Genomic DNA, 25,330 nt, shown 5'->3' on the forward strand with positions numbered 1-25,330 from the left:
GAAATCCTCAGCCGGACAGTACTGATTACGCATTAAGCATTTCTTCCGCCGCTGTCTAATTCAAGACGGTCAGTTCGACCAATTCGCGTTCTGGCGGCGGGGCGGGCTGCGGCGGCTCGTCGTCCCATTCGGGGGTGACGGGCGTTTTGGGCGGGCCGAACATCGTCAACTTGGCCGTCCGCACGAAGTGACGCCACGAACTGAACGTCGAGATCACGGCCGTCGGCTCGTAGCCGCAGTGAACCATGCAGTCCTGGCACTTGGGGTTGCCGCTGGCGCGCCCATAGGCGTCCCAGTCGGTCGAGTCGAGCAGCTCCTGGTAACTCGACACATAACCTTCGTCGAGCAAGTAGCAGGGCTTTTGCCAGCCGAACAGATTGTAAGCCGGCATCCCCCACGGCGTGCATTCCAAGTCCATCCGCCCGCAGAGAAACTCGAGGAACAACGGCGACATGTTGAAGTTCCAGCGCCGCTTCGGATTCGAGAGCATCCGCTGGAACAGTCGCCGGGTCTTTTCACGCTGCAGAAAGTGATCTTGGTCCGGGGCCTTGGCATAGCTGTAGCCAGGCGAGAGCATCATCCCCTCGACGCCCAGGTCCATCAGGTCGTCGAAGAACTTGCGCAGCCGGTGCGGGTCGGCGCCATCGAACAAGGTGGTATTCGTCGTCACGCGAAAACCGGCGGCCAGCGCCGCGCGGATCGCTTCGGCCGCAACGTCGTAGACCCCTTCACGACAGACGGCCACGTCGTGTTCTTCGCGCGGTCCGTCCATGTGGACCGAAAAGGCCAGGTACTTCGAAGGCTTGAAGCGGGGGAGGAACTCCTGCAGCTTCAATGCGTTGGTGCAGAGATAGATGAACTTCTTGCGCGCGACGAGCCCTTCGACAATCTCGACGATCTGCGGATGCAGCAATGGTTCGCCGCCGGGAATGGCCACCATCGGCGCGCCGCATTCATCGACCGCGCGAAAGCATTGCTCCGGTGTCAGATTCCGGCGCAGGACTTCGGCCGGGAACTGAATCTTGCCACAGCCGGAGCACGCCAGGTTGCAGCGAAACAACGGTTCGAGCATCAGCACCATCGGATAGCGCTTCACGCCGCGCAGCCGCTTGCCTAGCACATACGTCGCCACGGTCCACATCTGCGACACAGGAACGGCCATATCAATTCACTCCGTTTCGACGAGCGGTGCGTGGCAGCGAGCGGCCTTGCCTGGCCAGCAGTTCGCCACGACGATCGCTGAGGTCAGCCTTCGTCGGCCACTTCTTGCAGCGCGAGGGTCATCTTTTCGGGACTGGGCAACTTGATTCCCGTCGCGGCCGCCCATTGCGACAAAGCCATCAACGGGAAATAGATCGGATACATGTGATAGCGCAGATAGAACACCTGGGGAAAGCCGGTGCCGGTGAACTCGAGTTCGTCCCAGCCGCCGTCTTCGCGCTGGTGATTGACCAACCATTGAATCCCGCGCGCCACCGAGGGGTGGTCGTGCTGACCGGCGGCAATCAGTCCCAATAAAGCCCACGCGGTCTGCGACGGGGTGGCCGGGCCTTGCCCCCGCAGGTGCGGATCGGCGTAACTGTCGGCCGACTCGCCCCACGCGCCGGACGATTGTTGATAGGCGAGCAACCAGTTCACGCCCGCCACCACGGTGGGGTCGCTGCTCGGCACGCCGACGGCGCGCAGCCCGACCAGCACCTGCCACGTGCCATAGATGTAGTTCACGCCCCAGCGGCCGAACCAACTGCCATCGGCTTCTTGCGATTGGCGCAGATAAGCCAGCGCCCGATCGACGGCCGGATTTCCCTGGCGGTGGCCGATCTGGCCCAGCGCTTCGAGCACGCGGGCTGTCAGGTCGGGCGTGCTGGGATCGATCATCGCGTTGTGATCGGCGAACGGCACGTAACAGAGGAACTCGCGATCGTTGTCCTTGTCGAACGCCCCCCAGCCGCCGTCACGGTTCTGCATGGCCAGCGTCCAGCGTTCGGCGCGGGCCAGCGCGTCGGGAATGCGCTCTAGCAGCGCCAAGCGGTTGCTTTGCGACGCTTCGTCCTGGTCGTCAACCAGTCTTAGGGTGCCCGGCGCGGCGGGCGTTTCGGCCGGGGCGCGGAACTGGTCGGCCAAGGCCATCATGCACATGGCCGTGTCGTCCAGGTCCGGGTAATAGTCGTTGGCAAACTCAAAGCACCAGCCGCCGGGTTGCACGTCAACCGTGTTCGCCCAATCGCCCGTGCGATGAATCTGATTGCGCAGGAGCCAATCGCTCGAACGCTCGATCGCGGCGTCGCTGGCCGGCAGTCCACTGGCCGACAGAGCCCGCATGGCGATCGACGTGTCCCAGACAGGCGATTTGCACGGTTGCAACCGCGCCGTGGTTTCTTCCTCGATGATCAGCCCTTCGAGTCGCTCGTAGCAGTAGCGCAACTCGGGCGAAGAGTCTTTGTAACCCAACGAGCGCAGGGCGATCACGGCCCAGACCATCGGCGGGAAGATCGCTCCCAGGCCGTCGCTACCGCCGAAGCGGTCGATCATCCACCGCTCGGCTTGCGCCAGCGCGCGGCGACGCAACGGCAACAAGCGATGCCGCTCGCAAAACTTCAGGGTGTTGTCGACCGCGCGGAAGAACCGTTCCCAGCCCAGCACCTTGACGCTGCGCTTCACGCACGGCGAGCGCAGCGGCGGCCAGTTCTCGGGCTGGCGAATGAACAGCTCGCGAATGCCAAAGCGGCTGTCGATCGGGTTCTTGGGCTTCAGGGCCGACATGATGGCCAGGGGGATGACGATCGTCCGGCTCCAGGAACTCATCGCGTAGATGTTCACCGGGAACCATTTGGGCAACAGGATCATCTCGGGCGGCACGACCGGGCATTGCTCATAGCCGATCTGTCCCAAGAGCGCCAGGTAGAACCGCGTGAAGCTGTTCACCGCGTCGGCGCCGCCGTGGGCCAGGATGGCGCTGCGGGCGCGCTGCATGTATTCGGCCGCGGGGTCGTGACCAGTGAGCTTCAGCGCGAAATAGGCCTTCACGCTGCCGCTGATTTCCATATCGCCGCCGGGGTACATGCCCCAGCCGCCGCCGGGCTGCTGTTGATTCAGGATGTGCCGGGCGAGCTTGCGCGCCAGCGGCGTATCGGCCCGTCCCAGCCAGGCCAGCAGCAGGATGTATTCGCTTTCCAGGATCGTGTCCCCTTCGAGTTCGGCCACCCAGTAGCCATCCTCGTGCTGCTGGTTCAGCAGCCACCCGCGCGTGCGGGCAATAGCGCGGCGCAAGGGCGCCGATTGGCGATCGTACGTGGAATGCATCGCAGAACTCGCGGGAGAAGCGTCGTCCGTTACACCAACCATGGCTGCGACGCGAACCAGAGGGCTAAATTCCATGCCACCACTTTCAGCGTTCGAGCCGCCATCCATGACGCGCGGGCTACCGATCCGCCAGGCAGTGTTCTGGTAGCACCCAAGTTCAATCTATGCCATCACCTTACAACCGACAAGGTCATCGCTATTGTCAGGACCGGAAAGTTCGGTACTCCAACACTTCGCAATCGTTAAACATGTTCTAAATTACTGGCACGAAATCGGCGCGCGCTGATTAGCTTGGAAGACAAGTTCCTCGCGCGGCGCGTGCCTTGGGGCGCGTTCGACGCGGCGCTGTTTAAGTATGACGCCGACGCATCTTGCTCGTGCTAGCACGGCGACTGAACTCAACCATTCACCACTGCAACTAACGGAACGACGATGGCCAAAGCCACCAAGCTACAAGGGATTTTTACTCCAAATCTGGTGCCACTCGACGCGCGTGGCGAGATCAACGAGCCAGAACTGCGCCGCTACGTCGATTGGTTGATCGAGCGCGGCGTGCATGGCTTGTACCCGAACGGCTCGACCGGCGAGTTCACACGTTTCTCGATCGAAGAACGGCGGCGGATCATTCAGATCATGGCCGACCAGACCCGCGGCCGAGTCCCCATCTTGGCCGGGGCCGCCGAAGCGAACGTGCGCGAGACGATTGCCGCCTGCGAGTATTACCACAGTCTGGGCGTGCGGGCCGTGGCGATCGTGGCGCCGTTTTACTACAAGTTGAGCGCGCCGGCGGTCTACGCCTATTTCAAAGAGATTGGCGACAACACGCCGATCGATGTCACGCTGTACAATATTCCGCTGTTCGCCTCGCCGATCGACGTGCCGACGGTGCAACGCTTGAGCGAAGAATGCGAACGGATCGTGGCCATCAAGGACAGCTCGGGCGACTTGCCGCACATGATGCGGATGATCGCCGCCGTGCGACCCAATCGGCCCGATTTCAGCTTCATGACCGGCTGGGACGCGGCCTTGATGCCCATGCTGCTCGTCGGCGCCGACGGCGGCACCAACGCCAGCAGCGGCATAGTACCCGAGCTGACGCGCAAACTTTACGACCAGGTCCGCGCGGGCCAGATCGACGACGCGCGCCAACTGCAATACAAATTGCTCCGCGTGTTCGACCCGATGCTGTATCAGGCCGACTTCCCCGAAGGGGTCCGTGCCGCGCTGCGGGCCCGCGGGTTCAACCCTGGCTCGGGGCGGATGCCGCTCGACCCGTCGCAGTTGCCGGGCATTCAAGCGATTGAAGACAAGATGCGACAACTACTGGTGGACGAAGGCTTTGACATCTATGCTGGTTCGGGCGCGTCGCGCGCGGCCGGCGCGGGTGACACCCAACTGGTCACGCAAATTGTTCAATCGGTGATGGGCGAATTGCAACGCCGCGGCTTGCAAGTACGCTAGGAAATCTTGGTGTAAAAGATTCAGGCTTGAGCGGCGCGGCGTTTACCCTTCTCCCCCCGGGAGAAGGTGGCGGCGCTAGCCGCCGGATGAGGGTCAGCGCGGCGCTCGTAGTGCAATGCGTCGACCCTCCCCCTGACCCCTCCCTGAAAGGGAGGGGTGTTGATCGAACGAGCCGCGAACTGTGAACTGAACACGACGCTTCACGACAAGAGCGAACAACGTATGGAAAGTCTCGCGCTGCTCGAAGTCAGTAACCTGGCGCCGTCGCTGCTGGTGGCCGATCGGTGCATCAAGGCGGCCGGCGTCACCATCCTGGGCATTGAAAGCGCCGACTCGCCGATGCAGTGCATCAAGCTGGTCGGCACGACCGCGGCGGTGCGCGAAGCGGCCGAGCAAGGCATGGCGCTGGCCAAGCTGATGGGAGCCACGTCGAGCTACGTGGTCATGCCCGCCCCGCGCGCTGAAACCCTGGCCCAAGCCAAACAACCCCCTGCATTCAGTCCCTTATTGGGCGTGTACGACGCCCGCATTCCCAAGGAGAATTCGATGGCTGGTTCCGACGCGATTGGTCTGCTGGAAACCCAAGGTCTCGTGGCGGCGCTGCACGCCACCGACGAGATGTTGAAGAGCGCCAATGTTCAGTTGGTGGGCAAGGAAAAGATCGGCGCGGCTTACGTGACGATCATGGTTCGCGGCGACGTGGCCGCGGTGCAGGCCGCGATCTCGGCTGGCAAGCAGACGGTCGAGCGCCTGGGTGGTAAGTTGATCCTGGCCGACACCATCGCCCGCCCGCATCCCGACCTGGCCGCACTGCTGCCGACGAAGTAAAGTCCGCACGTTGTCTTCGTGCGTTAATTCAATTGCTTGGAATCATCCGTTTGGTCAACCAAGTCCTGGCGGTGACGCCCGCGCGGTTGATCTGGAACATCACCGCGCCGTCGCGGGCGGTGTGGAACCGCTCGGCTCCTTGCTCGGCGTAGGCCGCGTCGACCAGTTGCAGGTCGCGGCCGTCTCCGCCGCTGAAGACGACGAACTCCGGCTTGCTCCACGCAGCGAACCCAGGCGGGTCCGAGCGCGCCGAGCCGTGGTGCGGAGCCAGCACCACGTCGCAATCAACCGCCGGCGAGCGCAGCAGCGGTTCGAGCCCCGGCGTTTCCAGGTCGCCGGTCAATAGGACGCGCCGGCCAGCAAATTCGACCAGCCAGACCAGGCTGTTGGCGTTGTCGCTTTCGACCACGCCCGAAGCCGATGGATGCAACACAGTGGCGCGGCAGTTCGGCGCTAACTCAATCGTCGACCCTTGCGACCACGTCGTGTGCGGCACGCCGGCGCGCTCGATGGCGGCGAACAACACTTGCCCGGCCTCGTCCAACGGCCGCGGCTGCGGCGCGAGATAAACGCCGTCGACCTCGAAGCGTTCCAGCAACTCGGGCACGGCATTGAAATGATCGACGTCCAAGTGCGAAACGACGATCCCGCGAATGCGTCGCACACGCCGCGACCAAAGATAGTTCGACACCGACTGCACGGCGGCATGGGGCGAACCGAGCCGGCCGGCGTCGTAAAGCCAGACGTCGCCACCGGGCAACTCGACAACCGTGGCCAGCCCGTGACCAACCGACAGGAACGTCACCCGCATCGTTTCCGCGGGCAGGTTCGGTGTGGCGGCCGAGACGAACAGCGCCATCCCCAGCCACGCCGTCGGCAACGCCGGACGAAGCCAGGGGCGCGCAGGCTGGCGCGGCAACGACCAGGCCAAAGCACAGACCGCGTAGAAGCCCACGACCCAAATCAACGTCGGCCCGGCGGTCCACCAGTGGCCCGCTTCGAGTTCGCTGGCCACGTGGACACAACCATCCACGACCGCCAAACTCCGATCGCAACAATATCCAAGCGGTGTCGCCAACAGCGGGAACCAGGTACCGACAAAGACGAGCAACAGCCCGGACAAGAGCGCCACCGTGGCCGGCAGGGCCAACACCGGCGTCAGCAACACGCAGATCGGCGACACCAGGTGAAATTGCTGCGCCACCAGCGGCGCGGCAAGGCACCAGATCGCCAGCGAAGTACCGACGCTGGTCATTGCGGCCGACCGTGCGCGGCGCAGCGCGCGCCACGGCCAGGGCTGCATCTGCTGAATATGTCGAGTCAGCGGATCGGCTTCGCGCCGCGCAAGCGCGATGGTACACGCGCCGAGGACCGCCGTGCAGAGGAACGACAACTGCGGCCCAGCTCGAAACAGATCGGCAGGGTTCATGGCCAGCACGACCAACGCTGCCCCGGCCAGCGTATTGAACGCCAGCACGCGACGCCCGGCCAAGGTGGCGACGCAAGCCAGCAGCAACACGACCGTGGCCCGCACGGCGGGTGGCTCGGCCTCGACCAGCAAGGCATAACCGACGACCAGGGCCGACACACAGCAGGCCGTCACCTGCGGCCGCCAGGCCATCACTCGCAGCACGGCGAACAGCCCCATCGCCAACAGCCCGACGTGCAGGCCCGAGATCGACAGGATATGAACCATGCCGGTCTTCATGTAGGTCTGGGTGTCCTCGGGAGACATCTCTTCACGCAGGCCGAGGAACAGCGCGCTGGCCAGTGGCGCTCGTTCGCGGGCGATGTGCTTCCACAGTAGCGCGTCGGCTCGGCGGCGTGCGCCATCGAACCAGCGCCGCCAGCTTACGCTCGGCGAGTCGACGACCGTCACGCCGTCAGGATGCTCGCACCACAATCGGCAAAGCTGCCGATCGGCCCGGGCATGCCGCGCATAGTCGAAATCGTCCGGGTTCATCGCCGGGGCCAACTGGGACAGCCGGCCAAACACGCGGACCCGATCGCCACAATGGACGTGCGGAGTTTGTCCCTCGACCGTCAGCCAGGCTCGGCCGGCGGTCGCACGCCAGTTCGCGCCATCGCGCACGGCCAGCGCGCTGATGAGCAGGCGCGTGCGGATACCCGACTGGGCGGTGGAAAGGGGATCGCGCTCGCGCGGGGTGATCTCGCGCGGGCCCGAGACGACTTCGGCCTCCAAGCAAACCGGCGACGATTCCCGCCCGGCCAGCAGGCCAAGCTCGTCGCGATGGAACAGATTCCAACAGCCGTGGTGCCATCCGCCGGCCAAGGTAAGCCAGGCGATGAGGACCGCGACCGAGGCAGCGCCCGCGCGCTGACAGCGATGCAACACCAACCAGATGGCCAAACCGGCGAGTGCGATCGTCCACCACACCGGCGCGGCGAGCGACACGATGAAGCGATCAAGCGCGATGCCAAGCGCTGCCGCGCCAAGCACCACGACCAGCGGCTGATACGAACCGGCGGGTGAAGTCGACGCCGACGACTGAGAGACCGACGCGGAGGATGAGCCGCAGGCGCAACCGAACCATTCGCTGGCGCGCCAGGCAGCCATGAGTCGTCGTCTCCTGCGAACGAACCGTCGGACTGCGCGCCGCCGCTGTTCACGCCACGCGGACCGGGGGGCGAGTGATGATTGCGAGCCACGGTCGAGGAACCCTCAAGCTATCGCTCCCCCCTTGGCACGACAAGAGTTAGCGCCGGCGATGCGGACGCGCGACTTGGGGTGTTTACGCTAAGCGGCTGCTTTCCTTCCCGGCCCAAGTCGGCTATCTTGCCCGGTGTCGGAGGGCGGTTTTGCCGCGGCTTTTTCAACGGATTGGAGTCTCTCGCATGTCGTACCGCACGGTGGCTGGATCTTTGTTCGTGGGCGTCCTGAGCGGCGCCCTCCTCGTCGGCTGCAACCCTGCGGGGCCGCCAGCCAAGCCCACCGCCAGTAAATCCACCGAAGGTAAGTCAGCCGCAGGCGAGTGGGTAGCTTCGCCGGCCAAAGCGCCAGTGTCGGCCAAAGCGCCGGCTGCTAAGCCTGCCGCGCCGGCTGCCGAGACGAAACAGCCCGCTGAGGCAGGAGCCAAGGCCGAGGCGCCGGCTCCGGCCATCCAGTCCGCCGGAACGACACCGCCTTACCTGAAAGACGTGCCGCTGATCGCGCGCGACGTCTTGTTCGGCAACCCGGACAAGGCCGCCGCCCGGATGAGCCACGACTCGAAGCAGCTTGCTTACCTGGCCGCGGTGGATGGCGTGTTGAACGTCTGGGTCGGGCCGATCGACAACCCCGCCGCCGCCAAGCCGGTGACCAAGGATAAGAAGCGGGGCATTCACGGCTACTTCTGGGCCTATACCAACAAGCACGTCCTCTACACCCAGGATCAGGACGGCAACGAGAACGATCGGGTCTACGCCGTCGATCTGACCACGAACGAAACTCGCGACCTGACGCCGCTCGAAAATGTTCAGGCGCAAATCCAAGCCGTCAGCTTCAAGTTCCCTGACGAGTTGCTGGTCGGTCTGAACGATCGCGATCCACAGGTCCACGACGTTTATCGCGTGAACATCCAGACCGGCGAGCGGAAGCTGGTGCAGAAGAACGAGGAAAAGTTCAGCGGCTACGTGGCCGACGAGGATTTTCGCATTCGCTTCGCGGTTCGCTATTCGGACGACGGCGGGCGCGAGATTCTGGAGCCGGACGGAAGCGGCGGCTGGAAGACGTTCATGCGCGTGCCACAGGCCGACGCATTGACGACCGGGCCGGCCGGCTTCGACAAGACCGGCAACATCGTCTACCTGGAAGACAGTCGCGATCGCGACACGGCCGCGCTCTATTCGCTGGACCTGAAGACCGGCGCCAAGAAGCTGATCGCGGCCAACGACAAGGCGGACGTGGGGGCGATTCTCTCGCACCCGACCGAGAACACGGTCGAGGCCGTTTCGTTCACCTACACGCGGCAGCAATGGGAAGTCATCGACCCCAAGGTCGGCGAAGACCTGCGTTACCTGCGGACGGTCGACGACGGCGATATTCAGATTCCCAGCCGCTCGCTCGACGACAAGAACTGGATCGTCGCCTATCTAAAGGACGACGGGCCGGTGCGGTACTACTTCTACCGTCGCGAGCCGCGCGAAGCGAAGTTCTTGTTTACCAATCGCAAGTCGCTCGAAGACCTGCCGCTGGTGAAGATGCACCCGATCGTGATCACCTCGCGCGACGGTTTGAACCTGGTCTGCTACCTGACCTTGCCGCCGGGGACCGACGACGACAACGACGCGCGCCCGGACAAACCGCTGCCAATGGTCCTCGACGTGCATGGCGGGCCGTGGTCGCGCGATTCCTGGGGCTTCAATTCCGAGCATCAACTGCTGGCCAACCGTGGCTACGCGGTGCTGGCCGTCAACTTTCGCGGCTCGACGGGATTGGGCAAATCGTTCCTCAACGCCGGCAACAAGGAGTGGGCGGCCAAGATGCACGACGACCTGCTGGACGCGGTCGACTATTGTGTCAAGCACGAGATCGCCGACCCCAAGCGCGTGGCGATTATGGGTGGCAGCTACGGCGGGTATGCCACGCTGGTCGGGCTGACCTTCACGCCCGACGTGTTCGCGTGCGGCATCGACGTGGTCGGCCCGTCGAACATTATCACGTTGTTGAACGCGATTCCGCCGTACTGGCAGACCGACATTCAGTTGTTCAAAGACCGGGTCGGCGACCACACCACCGAGGAGGGGCGGAAGTTTCTCACCGAGCGTTCGCCGCTGACGTACGTCGACAAGATCAAGCGGCCGCTGTTGATCGCGCAAGGGGCGAACGATCCGCGGGTGAAGAAGTCGGAAGCCGACCAGATCGTCCAGGCGATGGAAGCCAAGAAGATTCCGGTCATCTACTTGCTGTACCCCGACGAAGGGCACGGCTTCCGCCGCCCGGCGAACAACAAGAGCTACCAGGCCGTGCTCGAAGCGTTCCTGGCGAAACATCTGGGCGGGCGCTATCAGCCCATCGGCGGCGACTTCGCCGGCGCGACGATCAGCGTGCCCACCGGCGCGGACGACGTGCCCGGGCTGGTCCAGGCGCTGAAGGAGAAGAAGTAGGCGGCGAGTGCGGAATGATGAGTGATGAATGATGAGTGCCGGCAGGAGCCGCCGACGTAAGTTGGCGGTTGGCATGGTGCGCGATTGAGCGTCCAAGGGGGCTGTATGTTCGTCGTGCTACTTCAGATGCTCGGCGTGGCATGCATGCAGACACTAATAGGATTCTTACTCGTTCGTCAACAGGTTCTTTATGGCACAGGGCTGCGAAACGAGTTGATCGTTCTCGGGCCGCCTTTGGTTGGAATCGTCGTCGATACATTGCTCTTGTTGCGAGCGAAGGCGTTCCCAACCAGCGCAACCGGACTAACGATGGCGTTGATTCTTTCGGCGGTCATTTCTAGCGCAGCGCTTTATGTGGCAATGTTCTTTGCGTTCAATACTTATGGCTCCTAAGTCGCTCGTAGCGCGACGTCTTTACCCTCCCCCAGCCCCTCCCTGGCAGGGAGGGGTGTTCATCGTTTGTCGCCGAGGACCGATCGATTTGTTGAGCGCGAATCGTGCATGCGCAAAAAAAGAGCCGGCAGCGCTGATTGCGCTGCCGGCTCTTGTAGTTAACACGTCAAAGCGATCGACGAACTACTGGTTGATCCCCAGCAATTCGATCTCGAAGATCAGCGTCGCGGCGGGCGGAATCACCGGCGGGCGGCCTTGATCCTTGTAGGCCAGGTTCGACGGGATGTACAGCGTCCACTTGTCGCCGATCTTCATCATCGGCAGCGCTTCGATCCAGCCCTGCACGAACTGATCGACTCGCATCGTCAACGGCTTCCCTTCGCGCGTCGAGTTGGCGAACTCCTGGCCGCTGAGCAGCTTGCCGCTGTAGTTCACCGTCACGGTGTCGGTCGGCTTGGGCGAGGCGCCGTTCCCTTGCTTGAGCACTTTGTATTGCAGTCCGCTGGGCAGGGTGACCACGCCCGGCTGCTTGGCGTTCTGGGCCAGGAAGGCGTCCCCTTCGGCCTTGTTCTTCTCGGTCACTTCCTTCATCTGGGTGTTCATCATTTCTTGTTCGAATTGGCCAATCACTTGTTCCATCTCGGCGTCGGTCAGGGCCGGCTCGGCGCCGGCGGCCGCGTCGCGCAGGCCGCGGACGAGCATGTCGGTGTCGATCTTCCCTTTCAGGTTGCGGCCCAGGCTCGAGCCGATGGCGTAGCTGTACTTTTGTTTGACGTCGGCAAAGGTGACCTTGCCGGCCGGCGCAGGCACTTGGGCCTCGGCCGCGGCTGCCAGCAGCGAGCCGACGGCCACGACAATCAGGGCGCGGAGCATCATCGAGCGATCCTTTCTGTTCCGGACGAATTCGGGTGAGCGGCCGCCGATTGACCAGTGGCGGGGGCGGCCAAGCATGGCATTCTAGGAGAATCGCCCCGCCGCGGAGAGGCGGATTTTCCGAAAAATGCTAGCGTCGCCCGGGTCTTAATGAGCCGTGTCAGCGCAAACATTTCATAAGCTCAAGCGGTTTTCGTGGGACTAAATCGGGGTGGCACGTCCCAAGCGCAGCGCAGGGCGTGGGGAATCGCCAATGAAATACTGGTGTCGATACAAGCTTCCCCACGCCCGAAGGACGGGCGTGCCACCCTGATGCTGGGGCGTGTAAAAAAACGCGTTAGCGGCGGCCGGCCACGCGAGCTTCGGTCACTTCGATGGCTTTGAGCATGCCTCGGGCTTTGTTGAGCGTTTCCTGGTATTCGCTCTCGGGATCGCTGTCGGCCACAATTCCAGCGCCCGCCTGGACATAGGCCGTGCCGTTCTGAATGACCATGGTCCTTAACGCGATGCAGGTGTCCATGTTCCCGTTGAAGTCGATGTAGCCGACCGCGCCGGCATAGGGACCGCGGCGGTGGGGTTCGAGCTCGTCGATGATTTGCATGGCCCGGACCTTGGGCGCGCCACTGACCGTGCCAGCCGGCAAGCAGGCCCGCAGCGCGTCGAACGAATCGAGCCCCGGCGACAACTCGCCGGTCACGTTCGAGGTGATGTGCATGACGTGGCTATAGCGCTCGATGGTCATCACATCGGTCAACTGCACCGAGCCGTAGCGCGCCACGCGCCCTACGTCGTTGCGACCCAAGTCGACCAGCATCACGTGCTCGGCTCGCTCCTTGGGATCGGCCAACAGCTCTTCGGCGAGCCGGTGGTCTTCTTCCTCGGTGGCGCCGCGCTTGCGCGTGCCCGCCAGGGGGCGAACCGTGACGTGTCCCGCGACGACGCGAACCATGATCTCGGGCGAACTGCCGACCAGCGTGGCGTCGGGCGTGCGCAGATAGAACATGAACGGGCTGGGGTTCACCACCCGCAATGTGCGATAGATTTCAAACGGCGCGGCCGAAATTTTGGTCTTGAGCCGCTGGCTGAGGACGACCTGAAAGATGTCGCCGGCGCGGATGTAATCTTTGGCCTTCTCGACGATCCCCAGGAAATCTTCGCGGCGGAAGTTCGATTCAAAATTGACCCGCGGCGCGCCGGCCACGCTGATGTCGGCCAATTTCAGATCGTCGCCCGGGTGCGCCAACGTCTCGACCAGCCGGTCGACCTCGGCGCAGGCTTCGCGGTAGGCCGATTGCAAATCTTCCCGGTGCTCATCGAGTCGAGCCATCGCGACCACCGTGATCGTCTTGTTCACATGGTCGAACACGACCATCGAGTCAAAGAAGGCAAACGACAGGTCGGGCAAATGCCGATCGTCCTGGGGCGCGTGGGGCAGGTGTTCAACGTAACGCACGGTGTCATAGCCGGCGTAGCCGACCGCGCCGCTGCAGAACGGTGGCAGCTCGGGCACCACGGCCGCGCGCCAGGCATCGACTTCTTGTTTCAACACGGCCAGCGGATCGTCGACCTGCCGGGTTTCCTTCTTGGGCTCACCCTGGTCGCTAAAGACGGTCTTGGTGACCTGCTGGCCGCGGGCTTCGATCAGTTGAAAGGGCCGAGCCGAGAGAAAGCTGTACCGGCCGACCTTCTCGCCACCGACGACGCTTTCGAACAAGCATGCGCACGCGCCGGCGTCGAGCCGATGAAAGGCGGTCACCGGCGTCAGCGTGTCACCGGTCAGCCGGCGCCACACCGGCACCAGATGCACACCGGCGGCCAGTTGCTCGAACGTCTTGAAGTCAGGCAAGTGCGTCACGGCAAACTCCGAAGTCATTCTTCACCGCAAAGACGCAAAGGTCGCAAAGAAGAAGATTAAACGCAGAGGGCGCAGAGAACCGCTGAGAAAAACCCATTTCGACAATTCTTCTCTGCGACTCTTCGCGTCCTCTGCGATTCAAATGTTCCTTTATTCTCTTTGCGACCTTTGCGTTTTTGCGGTGAACTCAATCTGAAGAGGCGCGAACAGGCTCGGGGTTCGGACCCGATGCGCGCCGCGGGCGGTGCCAGCTTATTCGCCCGGGGGCGGTGTGAGAACCCCGGTCGTGTCGGCACTTGGGGCAGGGGATCGTCTGTGCCGGGGCTTTGACGCTGGGCAAACTTTTACGGCAGGGCGATCTTGGCCAGATAGATGCTCGTCTTGCCATCGTGCGACGAGTAGTAGCTCATCCACAACTGCTTGTCGTGCCAGACCAGGCCTGGGTAGCTGTTATCGCCGCTGCTGGGCAAGGTGAGCACTGGTTCGTAGCTGGTCGTGGTCATTCGCGCCAGCACCGTGCGCGGGCCCTCGGGCGTGTGCGACCGGCTGCCGGCCCACATCGCGCCATCGGGCAAGATGATGAAGTTCGGGCCACCTAGCCGGGCGTCGATCTCGGTCCAGTTCCACTTGTCGTACGGGGGCGCGCTGGTACCGATCCAGCCGTGCTGGTTCCCCCCTTCACGTCGCAACAGCGCCACGGCCGTGTCGTCGTCACGAAAGCGGACGGTACACTCGTTGGGACGCCCTGGGGCGTCGACTTTGGCCAGCTCGCGCCACTTCACGCCGTCGTCGCTCGTGACCCAGCGCAACGGCCATTCCTCGGTCGAGTCGCGCGGCTTGCCGACGTACGACATGCCGTAAGCGCGTCCCTTGTGCCAGGTAACACGCCAGAGCCAGTGTCCTTCGTCCAACACGCGCTCGGGGGCCGACCATTTGGCGCCGTCGGCCGAGAACAGCACCCGAGGCTGGCGACCTTGCAGCGTCTTGGTGCCGCGATAGAGCGAGCCGCCGGCGACGATCATCAAGCGGCCGTCGGGCGTGATCGAGAACTTGGGATCGCGCAGGTCGATTCCTTTCTCCGTGACGCCGGCCACGCTGCGCCATTCGCGACCATCGGCCGAACGGAGCACGCGAATCATCCCATCGCCGCCGACGTGCTCGTCGGCTTCGCGAAACGTGCAATACCAGGCGTCGCGAAAGCGAATCAGGTCGGTGAAGGCATTGTGCTTGCCCGCGTCCCAGATTCGTTCAACTGACAGCAACTTGGGAGCGTCGGTCGAGGGGGCCTTGTCGGCGGCGCGCGCCTGGCCGGCGGCGAACAGGCTGAGCACGGCGAAACAGAGCGTGAATCGAATGGATCGGAGCATGGTGTTACTTCCTGTGGGGCGTATCGCGCGGTGGGGGCGTCGGCGTGGCCGTTGTAAGCGGCCAACTGTCCGTCGCTAGTATGACGCGCGGCATTGCCGCTGGCGACACGTCAGTTTGCCGTGTTTTACCCGGCGCGTTGTCGCGTGGATGACTCTGATACCCGCCTTACCGCCGCACGAGTGGTTGCGCGCCGTGGCCGACGCAATTGTATCACTTGCAAGCGGTTACAACTCGCCGCCGCCGCCGCGTCCCCGTTGACACCTAGGGCGCGACTGTTAGAATTCCGATGCGTTAAGCCCCCCTTTGTGGTTTGCAGCCCCCCGATCTCCTTGCGCGCCAGCCACGATTTATCCAGCGACGGTCCATGAAGTGCCAGAAGTGCGACAAGCCGGCTAAGTTCCACATCACCGAGCTGATCGGCGGCAAGCCGAAAGAGCTTCACGTGTGCGAGGAACACGCGCGCGAATACCTGTCCGAGTCGGAAGGGGAGCAGACGACTCCCACTCTGACCGGTCCGTTGGCCCAGCATCTGGCCGTGGGCCAGACGGCCGAAGAGCTGCAGCGGCTCGATCAGCAAGCCTGCCCAACTTGTGGGATCACGTTCTACGAGTTCCGCAATCAAGGTCGGCTGGGGTGCCCGCACGACTATGTCTTCTTTCAGAAAGAACTCGACCCGCTGTTGTTAAACATTCACGGCGAGCTCGAGCACGTGGGCAAGCGCCCCAAGCGGAGCCACGGTAGCACCGACCGGCAGACCGACTTGATCCGCTTGCGGCGCGAGTTGAAAGAGGCGGTGCAGGCGGAAGAATACGAACGGGCGTCGAAGCTGCGCGACGAAATCAGGCAAATCGAAGGCGGCAAATAGCGGGCTAGCGCAAAACAAATCAGCAGTGGCGAATCAACGAGCCAGGGCCAACGTGGCCGGCTCGCTAACGGTTAGGACGGGCTGTGAATATCGACGACTTTTCACGCGGATGCGGAGAATGGCTGCGCGGCGCCGGCCCCGAGTCGGACATCGTGATCAGCACGCGCATTCGGCTGGCCCGCAACCTGGCCGAGTTCCCCTTCATCAGCAAGGCTTCGAACGCCGACCGTGCGGAGATCGAGCGAACGCTCAAGGAACGCGTCACGCAAGACTCGTGGGACGCGCCGTTGTTCTATGTGGACGTGGCCAAGCTTGAATCGATCGATCGCCAGTTTTTGGTCGAACGGCAATTGATCAGCCGCGAACTGGCCGAAGGGGAGCACGCCCGCGGCGTGGCCATCGACCCCGACGAGCGGGCCTCAGTGATGATCAACGAGGAAGATCATCTGCGCTTGCAGGTGATGAAGAGCGGGCTCGACCTGCAAGCCGCCTGGGACACGATCAACGCGATTGACGACCACTTGGAAGAGTCGGTGACCTACGCCTTTCACGAGCGGCTGGGCTATTTGACCGCTTGCCCCACGAACGTCGGCACGGGCATGCGGGTGAGCGTGATGCTCCACCTGCCGGCATTAGTCATCACGCGGCAGATCGACAAGCTGTTCCGTTCGCTACAGAAAATCAGCCTGGCGGTGCGGGGTTTGTACGGCGAAGGCTCGCAGGCGATGGGGGACTTTTACCAGATTTCGAACCAGATCACCCTCGGCCGTTCGGAAGCCGACTTGCTTAAACAGGTGGGTGACGTGGTGCCGACGATCATCGAATACGAACGCAAAGCGCGCGAGTTCCTGGTCCGCGAAAGCCACGAGAACCTGCACGATCGGGTGAGCCGGGCGTTTGGCATTCTGCGCACGGCCCAGACGATCAGCTCGGAAGAGACGATGCACCTGTTGAGCAGCGTGCGAATGGGCGTGAACCTGGGGCTGATCCACGATTTGGAGATCCCGGTGCTGAACCAATTGTTCATTCACACCCAGCCGGCCCACCTGCAAAAACTGCGCGGGGTCGAGTTGGACACCGCCGATCGGAACATCGAACGGGCGCGCTATCTACGCGGCGCGCTGAACAAGGCCGACGGCGACGCCAGCCGCAACTGACGCCGGCCGCAATTTGGCCTGTCGCGGTTCTTTTGTTCACCGCAAAGACGCAAAGATCGCAAAGAAAATACAATAGAGCACTTGAATCGCAGAGGGCGCTGAGAGTCACAGAGAAGGATTGCTTAAATCGTCTTTCTCCGCGTTTCAAATTCCGGCTTTGTCTTCGCGTCCTTTGCGTCTTTGCGGTTCAAATTCCTGCGGATCAGTTGCCGGCGAGTTTTTTGCGCACGGCGACGATCACTTCCGGCGGCACGAAGTGGGACAGCTCTTCGTCGTCGGCCAGCGGCGCGATCTGCTTGATCAGCGAGCTGCTGACGTGGGCGAACTCCTTGTCGGCCATCAGCACCACGGTTTCAATGCCCGGGTCCAATTGCCGATTGGCGACCATCATGGTCAACTCGGCTTCCAGGTCTTGCAGGGGTCGCACGCCGCGGATCATCACGCGGGCGCCACACGAGCGGACGAAATTGACGGCCAACCCGTCGAACTTCTCGACCTCGACGTTGGGCCAAGGGCGCACGCACTGGCGCACCAGCGCCACTCGTTCGTCGGGGTCGAACAGCGCGTTCTTGGCCGCGTTCACGCCGACGCCGACGACCAGTCGGTCGACCAGCGTGCTGGCCCGCTCGATGATGTTCAGGTGCCCGAGCGTGATCGGATCGAACGAGCCGGTATAAACCGCGGTGCGAGGGGCGGCGTCTGGCATGGTGTCGTGATGTCTTTCCAGTGTGGGCGTGTGAGTCGATCAGACTGCAATTATCTCGGATTATGAGTTATTCGCGAAGGCCCGCTCGGAATCTTCGCTCAGATAAACGACCAGCCCATAGACCATCAGGGCGATGGATGTTGGAGCGCAGTAACAGGTGAAGATGGTCACCAGATTGCTGAACAACGCGATCAACCCAAAGGCCCGCCCGCGGTAGTGGTAGTTTTGCCAGCCGGCCAGCGCATTGACCCCCGCGACCAGCGCGGCAAGCGCGCTCACGCCGCCGTACATCCAGGGAAGCACCTGAGAAAACGGAACGGCCGCCGAGTTATCGGGAAGCTCCTTGATCCGTGGTACCTCTTCTTCGTCTTCGACCCGCGCGCCCGCACGACGAGCCTGCTCCCTGATCTTCTCCAGTTCTTTGTGCTTCATTTCCTGCATTTGCTCGCGAGCTTCTTGCTTGTGCTTCTCGATATCGGCCATCACCGGAGGAAGAAAGACGGCCATGACCCCAAGAATCGCGGCCATCACCAGCAACAGGCCCGCGTTCACTATCATCAGCACCGCCACAATGCGAATCTGCTTGGCGCGGCCGACGATCGCGCCGGCGGGGGACTGCGACTGCGCGAGGCCCGAGGAGAATGGCGACTGATAAGGATTGTCCACGTTCAGTGATTACCAGTGTGGAATGTTCGAGAACGCATCACGAATGGGCGGCAAAGGCGGCTTTCGCGTCGTTGTTCATGTAGACGATCATGCCGTACACGCACAAGGCGATCGACGTCGGGGCGCAGTAGCAGGTCGAAGCGGCAATCATGCCCAGGATCAATGCCACGATGCCGAACGTGCGACCACGGTAACGAAGGTTCCGCAGTCCGGCCGGCAACTGCAACAGGCCCGCGATGATGCCCCCCGAGCCCATGCCACCGTAAATGCCAATCATCATCCACTTAAGCGTTTCCGGATCGAGGTGCTGTTGGCCAGGTTGCTGGGCTTGCATTTGCTTGATCTGGTCTGCGTCGAACATATTGGGGGCGGCGAAGCCGATGGCAACGTAGAACAGCCCTGTCAGCAAACAGATGCCCCCATTAATCATCATCAAGATCGCCACGATTTTGATTTGCTTGGCCATGCCAACTTCCTCGGGGGGCGTATCCGACGGCGAGCCTCCGGCGGCGTATGGGTTTTGCGGCGCAGGCTGGTTGGAGAAATCCATGGTGTGTCTCGCAGAGGTTGTGGAAGGGTTCGGCCTAACACTCGATCGGATACGACTATTACTGCGTGATGGCGGCGATCAATCGGTCCACATCGGTTTCATCGTTGTAAACGTGCGGGCTGATTCTCAGTCCACCCCCGCGGCAACTGAGCACCACGCCCTGTTTGATCGCCTGCGCGCGAAGCTCCTGGGGGTCACGCCCCGGGACCGTGAACGAGACGATGCCGCTGCGGCGCGGGCCAGAGCGATCGCTCATGATCTCGGCCCCCACGCTGCCCAGCCGCTCGCACGCCTGGTCGGTCAGGTGCAGTATACGCTCCTCACAGGCCGCCGTGCCAAGCTGGGCCAGGAGTTTCAAGCTCTCTCCCATTGCCAACAGCCCGCCCATGTTCCAGGTGCCCCCTTCGTAGCGCTCGGCCGAAGGCTTGAGGCGAAAGTCGATCCGGCTGAAGTCGTGTGAGCCGACGACGCTGTTCCAGCCCACGCCCAGCGGACGGAGCAAGTCCAAGTGCTCGCGACGCAGGTAGAACAGGCCGGCCCCTTCGGGCCCCAACAGCCACTTGTGCCCGTCGGCGGCCAGAAAGTCGACAGGCGTGCGCCGCACATCGAGCGGCAGCACCCCCAGCCCCTGAATGGCGTCGACGAACAGATACGCGCCGCGCGAGTGGGCCAGCTCGGCCAGCGCGTCGAGGTCGTTGCGCCAACCGTGGGCAAAGTTCACCCAACTGATGCTGATCAACCGAGTCCGCTGGTCACACAGCGCGGCTAGGTCGGCCAGATCGTATCGCCCGTTGGTCGTTGGCAGCCGGCGCGTCTCGACGCCGCGACTGGCCAAGTTAAGCCAGGCGTACTGATTGGTCGGAAACTCGTCGGCCAGCGTGACCAGGTTATCCCCCGGCTGCCAGGGAAATCCCTCGGCCACCAGGTTCACTCCTTCGGTCGTGTTGCGCACCAGGGCGACCTCGTCGGCGTCGGCGCCAATCAACTCGGCCGCCGTGCGGCGCACCTGGGGCAGGCCCTGCGCCCAGCGCGGCCAATAGACGTCGCCGTTGGCGGCCACGTCGGCGGCCCAATCGGCCAGGACTTTTTGCGCCGGCGCGGTTAGCGGAGCAACGGCGGCATGATCGAAATAGGCCCACCGCTCGGCCACCGGCATCAAGCGGCGAAAGGCCTGCCAGTCGAGTCGCGGCGCGCCGGTGGCCGAAGTGGAAACCTGGCGGGTCATGGGCGCGGCTCCGGGCAGACGAGTGGCGAAAAGTCGTCAGGGCGGGGCGGCCAATTCGGGCAAAAACCGAGGCAAATCGCCCGGCTCACCGTCTCGACGCCGGCCCTGCCTCAGATTACCCTACAACCATCGTTTCTGCCTAATCGGACTCGGCCCGCGGGCTGTTGGTTCGACTGACTCGCTGCTGCACCTGGGCGTTCCGCACACCATGGCCAAAGCGTTCTCGATTATTGCCCTGATCCTGGCACTCGGCTTGATCGTGGTGTTCGGGCTCGACCTGGCGATGGAAATCCCGTTCAAGAAAGCCAGTCCCACGATGGACTACGGCTTTATCGCCTGCTCGGTCATTCTGGCCTTCCTCAGTTGGCAATCGTTCCGCGAGCAGCCGTAGCGGTATCACTATCCTTGCTCCAAGCCGGCGACTCTGTCGCCGTGATTTGGCGGCATAGCCGCCAGCTTGGTGAACATTCCGCGAGATTGTCGTTACGCGGCCCGGCGGAGGATCGATCGGCTGGGTTGGCCGGAGACTTGCTCTTGCAGCCGGGCGACAAACTCGGCGGCCGGCAATAGCTCAACCGCCGGGTCGGCGTCCATCTGCTCCCACAGCCGGACCAGCCGCAGGCCGTGACGCACCCCATTGGCGGCAAACTGGGCGGCGTCGATCGCCACAGCCTTGAGCCGCAGCTTCTGGCCGGCGGCCAATTGCCCCAGTCGCGACACCTCGCGCCCTGACGTGTCGAGCAAGTCGAGCGCCGGGGTCAGTTGCCACAAGCCGCTCCGCAAGCGGCGCAGCGCCGTGTGCCGTGACGAATGCTGTCCACGCCCGACCAGTCGGGCGAACAAGCCCGCACGAGGCATGGGCGAGGCTTCACAGATGGTCGAGATGCCGACCCCGGCGCCGAGAACGAGTTCGGCTGCCTGCTCGTCGGCCGCATCCACGGCGGCCAACGGGGCAACGACGCCCAATCGGCGCAAACGTGAAATCTGTTGACGCAGTTGGGCGATGGCCAACGCGCCGGCGTCCGACGATCCGCTCGCCACGACATGTGGAGCGAGTTGCTGGCCGGCTTCGCTCAAGCGTTCAAGCAGTTGCTCGCTGACCGAGCCCGCGATGCTCCACGCGGCCGACACGCCGGCCTCTTGCAACAGCTCGGCAAGGGGTGCCGCGCCGGCTCCGGCCTCATCGGCCGAAAGGCCCGAGGTGTTGACGATCGTCAGGACCGCAGTCTGTTGAGTTGCCGACATAGCGCCGATTCCGAGGGGTGAACAGAAACGACCCTCGAATCAGATCGGCAATCGCTAGCAGCCCCCTGCACGTTGGCCCGACGTTTGGCAAGCGTGGAAAGGTTTAACGGTTCTTCCGAGAGTTAATGATGGCATCGATCAGCCCCGCGGTGGTGTACGAGGCCGCCTCGACGGCGGGGGACAGTCCCACTTCTCGTAAAGTCGCCGAAGTCAGTGGGCTGATGCTGGCGAGCTTGGTCTGGACCAAACGCGGGCCGAACATGGCACTGAGCGATCGCGCAATGGCCGAACTGGTGACGGTGACCCAGTCGATGCGCCCGGCGTCGAGCGCGGCGCCGATCTCGGCGTCGGGCTCGCGGACGTCGGCGCTTTGATAGACGATCACTTGGTCGACGATCGCACCGGCGGCCCGGAGCATTTCGGCCAGCACCTCGCGCCCGCGGCTGGCTCGTGCCAACAGGAATCGGCGTCCAGCCGCCTCGGGCACCAGCGCCTCGGCCAAGGCTTCGGCCCGGTATTCCCCGGGCTCGAGATCGGTGTGCAGGTGGTACTCGGCCAGCGCCGCCGCCGTGGCCGGACCAATCGCGGCCAATTGCACTGGGCCGAGCCGTCGCGCGTCGTGTCCCAGGTGGGCCAACCGGCTCATCACGGCCCGCACGCCGTTGGCGCTCGAAAAGACCAGCCAGTCGTATTGCTGAATCTTTTGCAGCGCGGCGTCGACCGGTCGCCAATCAGCCGGTTCGGTGATCGCGATGGCCGGCTGAACAAGGACGTTGGCACCCAGTTCGGCCAGCGCGTGGGCGGTGGCGTCGGACTGTTCGATCGGGCGCGTGACGAGGACCGTTTGACCGTGCAGCGGAAGCTCGGCGAACCATTGGCCGACCGGTTCCAAGCCGGCCACGCGACCCACGACGACAATGACCGGCGGGCGGATGTGTTCGCGCGTGATCGTGGCGGCGACCTCACCTAGCGTGCAGCGCCAGACAGCCTGATCGGGGAGCGAGCAGCGCCGCACGATCGCGGCCGGCGCCTCGGCCGACATACCGGCGTCGATCAGGGCTCGCGTCCAGTGGGGTGCCTGGGTGACTCCCATGTAAAAGACCAACGTGCCTGGAAAGCGGGCCAGCGCGGCATAGTCGATCGCCGACGTGGCCTTGTCTCCCTCTTCGTGACCGGTGACCAGCGCCACGGCCGAGGCGTGGTGCCGATGGGTCAGGGGAATCGCGGCATGGGTTCCCACGGCCAGGGCGGTGGTGATGCCGGGCACGATCTCGAACGGCACGCCGGCGGCCACCAGGGCGTCGACTTCCTCGGCCAGCCGGGCAAAGACCGCCGGGTCGCCCCCTTTGAGGCGGACCACGGTGCGGCCGGCCCGGGCGGCGGCCACCATCATTCGCGTGACTTCCTCCAACGGTAGCAGCGTGTCACGCCCGTGGCGTCCCAGACAGACGCACTCGGCGTGGGACGCGGCATGTTCGAGGATCGCCGGGTTGGCCAGATAGTCGTACAGCACGAGGTCGGCCCGGCCCAGCAGTTCGGCGCCGCGCACGGTCAGCAGTCCCGGGTCGCCGGGGCCGGCGCCGACCAGGTAGACGCGTCCAGTTTGAGGGGCCTTGACGTTCATCGGGTGTCAGGGATCGCTTTTCGTGGGGCCAGGGGCCGACGGTCGCGGCCCGGGCGGCTGGTTGAGTTGGCGTGTTGGGGGGCGTAAAATGTCGTTTTAGCAACCCTGGAGATGAGATTCTCGGGATTGTGCTCGTTTAGGTCGTTCACCCCTGTTCCGCGGCCGATACGCACGGCAACCGTCGCGGACGGCATCGATACTCACTGTTCTAGAATAGCAGACCGCTAGAATTGAAGACCACGCATGGCTAAGTCGACAAGCGAAGAACCGAAAAAAGATGGCGAGCCGGAAGGGCTTCCCCCCGTTCCGCCGCAGAAGCGCCAAGTTTTTCAGCGCTGCTTCCAGCAGGGGGCCAAGGTGGCGGCGGCCGGTCAATTTGACTACGCCACCGAGATGTTCACCCAGTGCGTGATCGGCGACCCGGGCAACCCGGAGTATGTGCGGAGCTTTCTGGCCAATCTGGTCAAGAAATACAACAACAACAAGAAGGGGGCCACGCTGGCCGGTATGAAGACCGCCGGCATGAAGACCGCCCTGCAAAAGACCAAGCTGACGAAGAACTGGGTGACGATCATCACCAGCGGCATCGAAATCCTGAAGATCAATCCTTGGGATACCGGGACGCTGGTCGAGATTGGCAACGCCTGTGAAACCCTGAAGGCGGATGATTGCCAGTTGGAATACCTGAAGTTGGCCTTCGACGCCGATCACAACGACACGAACATCAACCGTGTGTACGCGCGTGCGCTGGGACGAACCGGGCACTTTGACCAGGCGATGTCCTGCTGGCAGCGCGTCAAGAATGCCAAGCCGACCGACGAAGAAGCGATCCGGGCGATGAACAACCTGGCCGTCGAAAAGACGATCCACAAGGGTGGCTACGAGGAGGCCCAGTCGACCAAGGACGTGCGGTTGAACAAGGCGACCAGTGACGAAGACGAAGGACGCATGACGCTCGAAGAGCGGATGATGCGGGCGATAGATAAGGAGCCGACCAACATGGCGTCCTATGTCGAGTTGAGCGACTTCTACCAGCGCGACGAGCAATTCGCCAAGGCCGAAGAGATTCTTCAGCGGGCGTTGCAGGCCTCGGGGGGGGGCGACCTGACGATTCGCGAGCGGGTCGAAGACGTGCAACTGCGCGTGGCGCGACAGACCTTGATCCAGGCCGAGAAGAAGGCTCGCGACGAGAAGACCGAAGCGGCCGTCAACCTGTACAACAACTTGAAGGCCGACCTGAACGCCAAGGAAGTGACGATTTACGCCAGCCGCTGCGAGCGGTATCCGACGAACATGCACTTCAAGTACGAATTGGCGGTTCGCTTGCAGCGGGCCAAGAAGTTTGGCGAAGCGATCAAGCTGTTCCAGGATTGCCGCAGCGACCTGAAGCGACGCGGACACGTGTACCTGTCGCTGGGACAGTGCTTTGCCTTCATCAAACAATACAAGATGGCGCTCGATAGCTTCGAAAAGGCGAGCGCCGAGTTCGGCGACAAGGACATCGAACTGAAAAAAGACGCCCTCTACAACGCCGGCAAGCTGGCCGTGCATTTGAAGGAATTGGATAAGGGCGACAAGCTGTTGTCGGACCTGGCGGGGCTCGATTTTGGCTATAAGGACGTGGCCCAGTGGCTAGACAAGCTGGCCAAATTACGCGAAGATGGCGGCGACCCGGCCGATCTGTAATCGACCTGCCGCCAGCCAGGATTTGGCTTCTTGCCAGAGCCGGCTTGGACGCGGTCGTTTTTCGTTTTGTCACGCGGTTTGTCTGTCAAACCGTATTTCCGTCACACCGTATTCGTTTTGAGCAGCCATGCCGCATACCAAGAGTGCCAAGAAGCGTCTCCGCCAGAGTCTGGAGCGCCGGACCCGCAATCGTAACGTCAAGTCGACGCTGAAGACCGAAGTCAAGAAGGCCCGCGAGGCCTCCAAGGGGACCGACGCCACAAAGTCGGCCGCCGCCGTGTCGTTGGTGACCAAGCGCGCCGACCAGGCCGCCGCCAAGGGCGTGATTCACAAGAACGCCGCCGCGCGGATCAAGTCGCGGATGGCCAAATTCGCCAAGAAGGCCAAAGCCGCCGCGAAGTAAGGCTAACGGTTTCGCC

General features: G+C 63.3%; 21 protein-coding genes. 9 read left to right on the forward strand and 12 right to left on the reverse strand.

Annotation, left to right across the window (positions count from 1 at the left end; all coding sequences use genetic code 11):
- Positions 1-55: 55 nt before the first annotated feature.
- Both hpnH and JSS27_17955 read right to left on the reverse strand, forming a co-directional pair.
- Entirely contained in the window at positions 56-1,162 is a 1,107-nt protein-coding gene (hpnH, locus tag JSS27_17950) for an adenosyl-hopene transferase HpnH (GenBank protein ID MBS0210829.1), read from the reverse strand.
- 83 nt (positions 1,163-1,245) lie between these two features.
- Positions 1,246-3,303 (reverse strand): squalene--hopene cyclase, encoded by a 2,058-nt coding sequence (locus JSS27_17955; protein ID MBS0210830.1) that lies wholly within the window; start codon positions 3,301-3,303, stop codon positions 1,246-1,248.
- A 432-nt stretch (positions 3,304-3,735) separates the two neighbouring features.
- On the opposite strand from JSS27_17955, the gene JSS27_17960 reads away from it, so the two are divergent.
- Together JSS27_17960 and JSS27_17965 are read left to right on the forward strand one after the other, a co-directional pair.
- Positions 3,736-4,764 carry a dihydrodipicolinate synthase family protein gene (locus JSS27_17960; GenBank protein MBS0210831.1) on the forward strand — a complete coding sequence of 343 codons (1,029 nt, stop codon included), beginning with the start codon at positions 3,736-3,738 and terminating at the stop codon, positions 4,762-4,764.
- Between the two features lie 222 nt (positions 4,765-4,986).
- Positions 4,987-5,592, forward strand: coding sequence for a BMC domain-containing protein (locus JSS27_17965; GenBank protein ID MBS0210832.1), 606 nt, complete (start codon positions 4,987-4,989; stop codon positions 5,590-5,592).
- Positions 5,593-5,620: 28 nt separating this feature from the next.
- Here the strand turns inward: JSS27_17965 and JSS27_17970 are convergent, their stop codons facing one another.
- Entirely contained in the window at positions 5,621-8,170 is a 2,550-nt protein-coding gene (locus JSS27_17970) for a ComEC/Rec2 family competence protein (protein MBS0210833.1), read from the reverse strand.
- Between the two features lie 278 nt (positions 8,171-8,448).
- Here JSS27_17970 and JSS27_17975 point away from each other — a divergent pair, with 278 nt between their 5' ends.
- Together JSS27_17975 and JSS27_17980 are read left to right on the forward strand one after the other, a co-directional pair.
- Positions 8,449-10,698, forward strand: coding sequence for a S9 family peptidase (locus JSS27_17975; protein ID MBS0210834.1), 2,250 nt, complete (start codon positions 8,449-8,451; stop codon positions 10,696-10,698).
- Positions 10,699-10,803: 105 nt separating this feature from the next.
- A complete protein-coding gene (locus JSS27_17980; GenBank protein ID MBS0210835.1) occupies positions 10,804-11,091 on the forward strand; it encodes a hypothetical protein in 288 nt (95 codons plus the stop codon).
- A 183-nt stretch (positions 11,092-11,274) separates the two neighbouring features.
- On the opposite strand, the gene JSS27_17985 is transcribed toward JSS27_17980, so the two are convergent.
- The 3 genes from JSS27_17985 to JSS27_17995 form a co-directional block, all read right to left on the reverse strand.
- Positions 11,275-11,967 carry an FKBP-type peptidyl-prolyl cis-trans isomerase gene (locus JSS27_17985; GenBank protein MBS0210836.1) on the reverse strand — a complete coding sequence of 231 codons (693 nt, stop codon included), beginning with the start codon at positions 11,965-11,967 and terminating at the stop codon, positions 11,275-11,277.
- A gap of 334 nt (positions 11,968-12,301) precedes the next feature.
- A complete protein-coding gene (trpE, locus tag JSS27_17990; protein ID MBS0210837.1) occupies positions 12,302-13,837 on the reverse strand; it encodes an anthranilate synthase component I in 1,536 nt (511 codons plus the stop codon).
- Positions 13,838-14,163: 326 nt separating this feature from the next.
- Complete coding sequence (locus JSS27_17995) at positions 14,164-15,186, reverse strand: exo-alpha-sialidase (GenBank protein MBS0210838.1); 1,023 nt, start codon at positions 15,184-15,186, stop codon at positions 14,164-14,166.
- A gap of 365 nt (positions 15,187-15,551) precedes the next feature.
- Here JSS27_17995 and JSS27_18000 point away from each other — a divergent pair, with 365 nt between their 5' ends.
- Together JSS27_18000 and JSS27_18005 are read left to right on the forward strand one after the other, a co-directional pair.
- Entirely contained in the window at positions 15,552-16,052 is a 501-nt protein-coding gene (locus tag JSS27_18000) for a UvrB/UvrC motif-containing protein (protein ID MBS0210839.1), read from the forward strand.
- Positions 16,053-16,135: 83 nt separating this feature from the next.
- Positions 16,136-17,209: a protein arginine kinase gene (locus tag JSS27_18005; GenBank protein MBS0210840.1), complete on the forward strand. Its 1,074-nt coding sequence runs from the start codon at positions 16,136-16,138 to the stop codon at positions 17,207-17,209.
- Positions 17,210-17,411: 202 nt separating this feature from the next.
- On the opposite strand, the gene coaD is transcribed toward JSS27_18005, so the two are convergent.
- Genes coaD through JSS27_18025 form a run of 4 tightly spaced genes read right to left on the reverse strand, consistent with a single transcriptional unit; the run spans position 17,412 to position 20,356 of the window.
- Complete coding sequence (coaD, locus tag JSS27_18010; protein MBS0210841.1) at positions 17,412-17,915, reverse strand: pantetheine-phosphate adenylyltransferase; 504 nt, start codon at positions 17,913-17,915, stop codon at positions 17,412-17,414.
- A 60-nt stretch (positions 17,916-17,975) separates the two neighbouring features.
- Positions 17,976-18,581: a hypothetical protein gene (locus JSS27_18015; protein ID MBS0210842.1), complete on the reverse strand. Its 606-nt coding sequence runs from the start codon at positions 18,579-18,581 to the stop codon at positions 17,976-17,978.
- 37 nt (positions 18,582-18,618) lie between these two features.
- A complete protein-coding gene (locus tag JSS27_18020; protein ID MBS0210843.1) occupies positions 18,619-19,131 on the reverse strand; it encodes a hypothetical protein in 513 nt (170 codons plus the stop codon).
- Positions 19,132-19,189: 58 nt separating this feature from the next.
- Positions 19,190-20,356, reverse strand: a complete 1,167-nt coding sequence (locus JSS27_18025; GenBank protein MBS0210844.1) for an aminotransferase class V-fold PLP-dependent enzyme — start codon at positions 20,354-20,356, stop codon at positions 19,190-19,192.
- Between the two features lie 208 nt (positions 20,357-20,564).
- Between JSS27_18025 and JSS27_18030 the strand changes: the two genes are divergently transcribed.
- Positions 20,565-20,747 (forward strand): hypothetical protein, encoded by a 183-nt coding sequence (locus tag JSS27_18030; protein ID MBS0210845.1) that lies wholly within the window; start codon positions 20,565-20,567, stop codon positions 20,745-20,747.
- Between the two features lie 92 nt (positions 20,748-20,839).
- Here JSS27_18030 and JSS27_18035 read toward each other — a convergent pair whose 3' ends face one another.
- The gene (locus JSS27_18035; GenBank protein ID MBS0210846.1) at positions 20,840-21,601 is read right to left on the reverse strand and encodes a hypothetical protein; all 762 of its coding nucleotides are present in this window, start codon (positions 21,599-21,601) and stop codon (positions 20,840-20,842) included.
- A gap of 103 nt (positions 21,602-21,704) precedes the next feature.
- Complete coding sequence (cobA, locus tag JSS27_18040; protein ID MBS0210847.1) at positions 21,705-23,225, reverse strand: uroporphyrinogen-III C-methyltransferase; 1,521 nt, start codon at positions 23,223-23,225, stop codon at positions 21,705-21,707.
- Between the two features lie 243 nt (positions 23,226-23,468).
- Here cobA and JSS27_18045 point away from each other — a divergent pair, with 243 nt between their 5' ends.
- Positions 23,469-24,911: a hypothetical protein gene (locus JSS27_18045; GenBank protein ID MBS0210848.1), complete on the forward strand. Its 1,443-nt coding sequence runs from the start codon at positions 23,469-23,471 to the stop codon at positions 24,909-24,911.
- Positions 24,912-25,038: 127 nt separating this feature from the next.
- Positions 25,039-25,314, forward strand: a complete 276-nt coding sequence (rpsT, locus tag JSS27_18050; protein ID MBS0210849.1) for a 30S ribosomal protein S20 — start codon at positions 25,039-25,041, stop codon at positions 25,312-25,314.
- Positions 25,315-25,330 lie beyond the last annotated feature (16 nt).

The sequence above is a fragment of the Planctomycetota bacterium genome, assembly GCA_018242585.1.
Taxonomy (GTDB): domain Bacteria; phylum Planctomycetota; class Planctomycetia; order Pirellulales; family PNKZ01; genus JAFEBQ01.

Excerpts from the sequence above, each read along its gene's own strand:
- hpnH (MBS0210829.1), bottom strand. The coding sequence starts at position 1,162 with ATGGCCGTTCCTGTGTCGCAGATGTGGACCGTGGCGACGTATGTGCTA.
- JSS27_17955 (MBS0210830.1), bottom strand. The coding sequence starts at position 3,303 with ATGCATTCCACGTACGATCGCCAATCGGCGCCCTTGCGCCGCGCTATT.
- JSS27_17960 (MBS0210831.1), top strand. The coding sequence starts at position 3,736 with ATGGCCAAAGCCACCAAGCTACAAGGGATTTTTACTCCAAATCTGGTG.
- JSS27_17965 (MBS0210832.1), top strand. The coding sequence starts at position 4,987 with ATGGAAAGTCTCGCGCTGCTCGAAGTCAGTAACCTGGCGCCGTCGCTG.
- JSS27_17970 (MBS0210833.1), bottom strand. The coding sequence starts at position 8,170 with ATGGCTGCCTGGCGCGCCAGCGAATGGTTCGGTTGCGCCTGCGGCTCA.
- JSS27_17975 (MBS0210834.1), top strand. The coding sequence starts at position 8,449 with ATGTCGTACCGCACGGTGGCTGGATCTTTGTTCGTGGGCGTCCTGAGC.
- JSS27_17980 (MBS0210835.1), top strand. The coding sequence starts at position 10,804 with ATGTTCGTCGTGCTACTTCAGATGCTCGGCGTGGCATGCATGCAGACA.
- JSS27_17985 (MBS0210836.1), bottom strand. The coding sequence starts at position 11,967 with ATGATGCTCCGCGCCCTGATTGTCGTGGCCGTCGGCTCGCTGCTGGCA.
- trpE (MBS0210837.1), bottom strand. The coding sequence starts at position 13,837 with ATGACTTCGGAGTTTGCCGTGACGCACTTGCCTGACTTCAAGACGTTC.
- JSS27_17995 (MBS0210838.1), bottom strand. The coding sequence starts at position 15,186 with ATGCTCCGATCCATTCGATTCACGCTCTGTTTCGCCGTGCTCAGCCTG.
- JSS27_18000 (MBS0210839.1), top strand. The coding sequence starts at position 15,552 with ATGAAGTGCCAGAAGTGCGACAAGCCGGCTAAGTTCCACATCACCGAG.
- coaD (MBS0210841.1), bottom strand. The coding sequence starts at position 17,915 with ATGCCAGACGCCGCCCCTCGCACCGCGGTTTATACCGGCTCGTTCGAT.
- JSS27_18020 (MBS0210843.1), bottom strand. The coding sequence starts at position 19,131 with ATGGATTTCTCCAACCAGCCTGCGCCGCAAAACCCATACGCCGCCGGA.
- JSS27_18025 (MBS0210844.1), bottom strand. The coding sequence starts at position 20,356 with ATGACCCGCCAGGTTTCCACTTCGGCCACCGGCGCGCCGCGACTCGAC.
- JSS27_18030 (MBS0210845.1), top strand. The coding sequence starts at position 20,565 with ATGGCCAAAGCGTTCTCGATTATTGCCCTGATCCTGGCACTCGGCTTG.
- JSS27_18035 (MBS0210846.1), bottom strand. The coding sequence starts at position 21,601 with ATGTCGGCAACTCAACAGACTGCGGTCCTGACGATCGTCAACACCTCG.
- cobA (MBS0210847.1), bottom strand. The coding sequence starts at position 23,225 with ATGAACGTCAAGGCCCCTCAAACTGGACGCGTCTACCTGGTCGGCGCC.
- JSS27_18045 (MBS0210848.1), top strand. The coding sequence starts at position 23,469 with ATGGCTAAGTCGACAAGCGAAGAACCGAAAAAAGATGGCGAGCCGGAA.
- rpsT (MBS0210849.1), top strand. The coding sequence starts at position 25,039 with ATGCCGCATACCAAGAGTGCCAAGAAGCGTCTCCGCCAGAGTCTGGAG.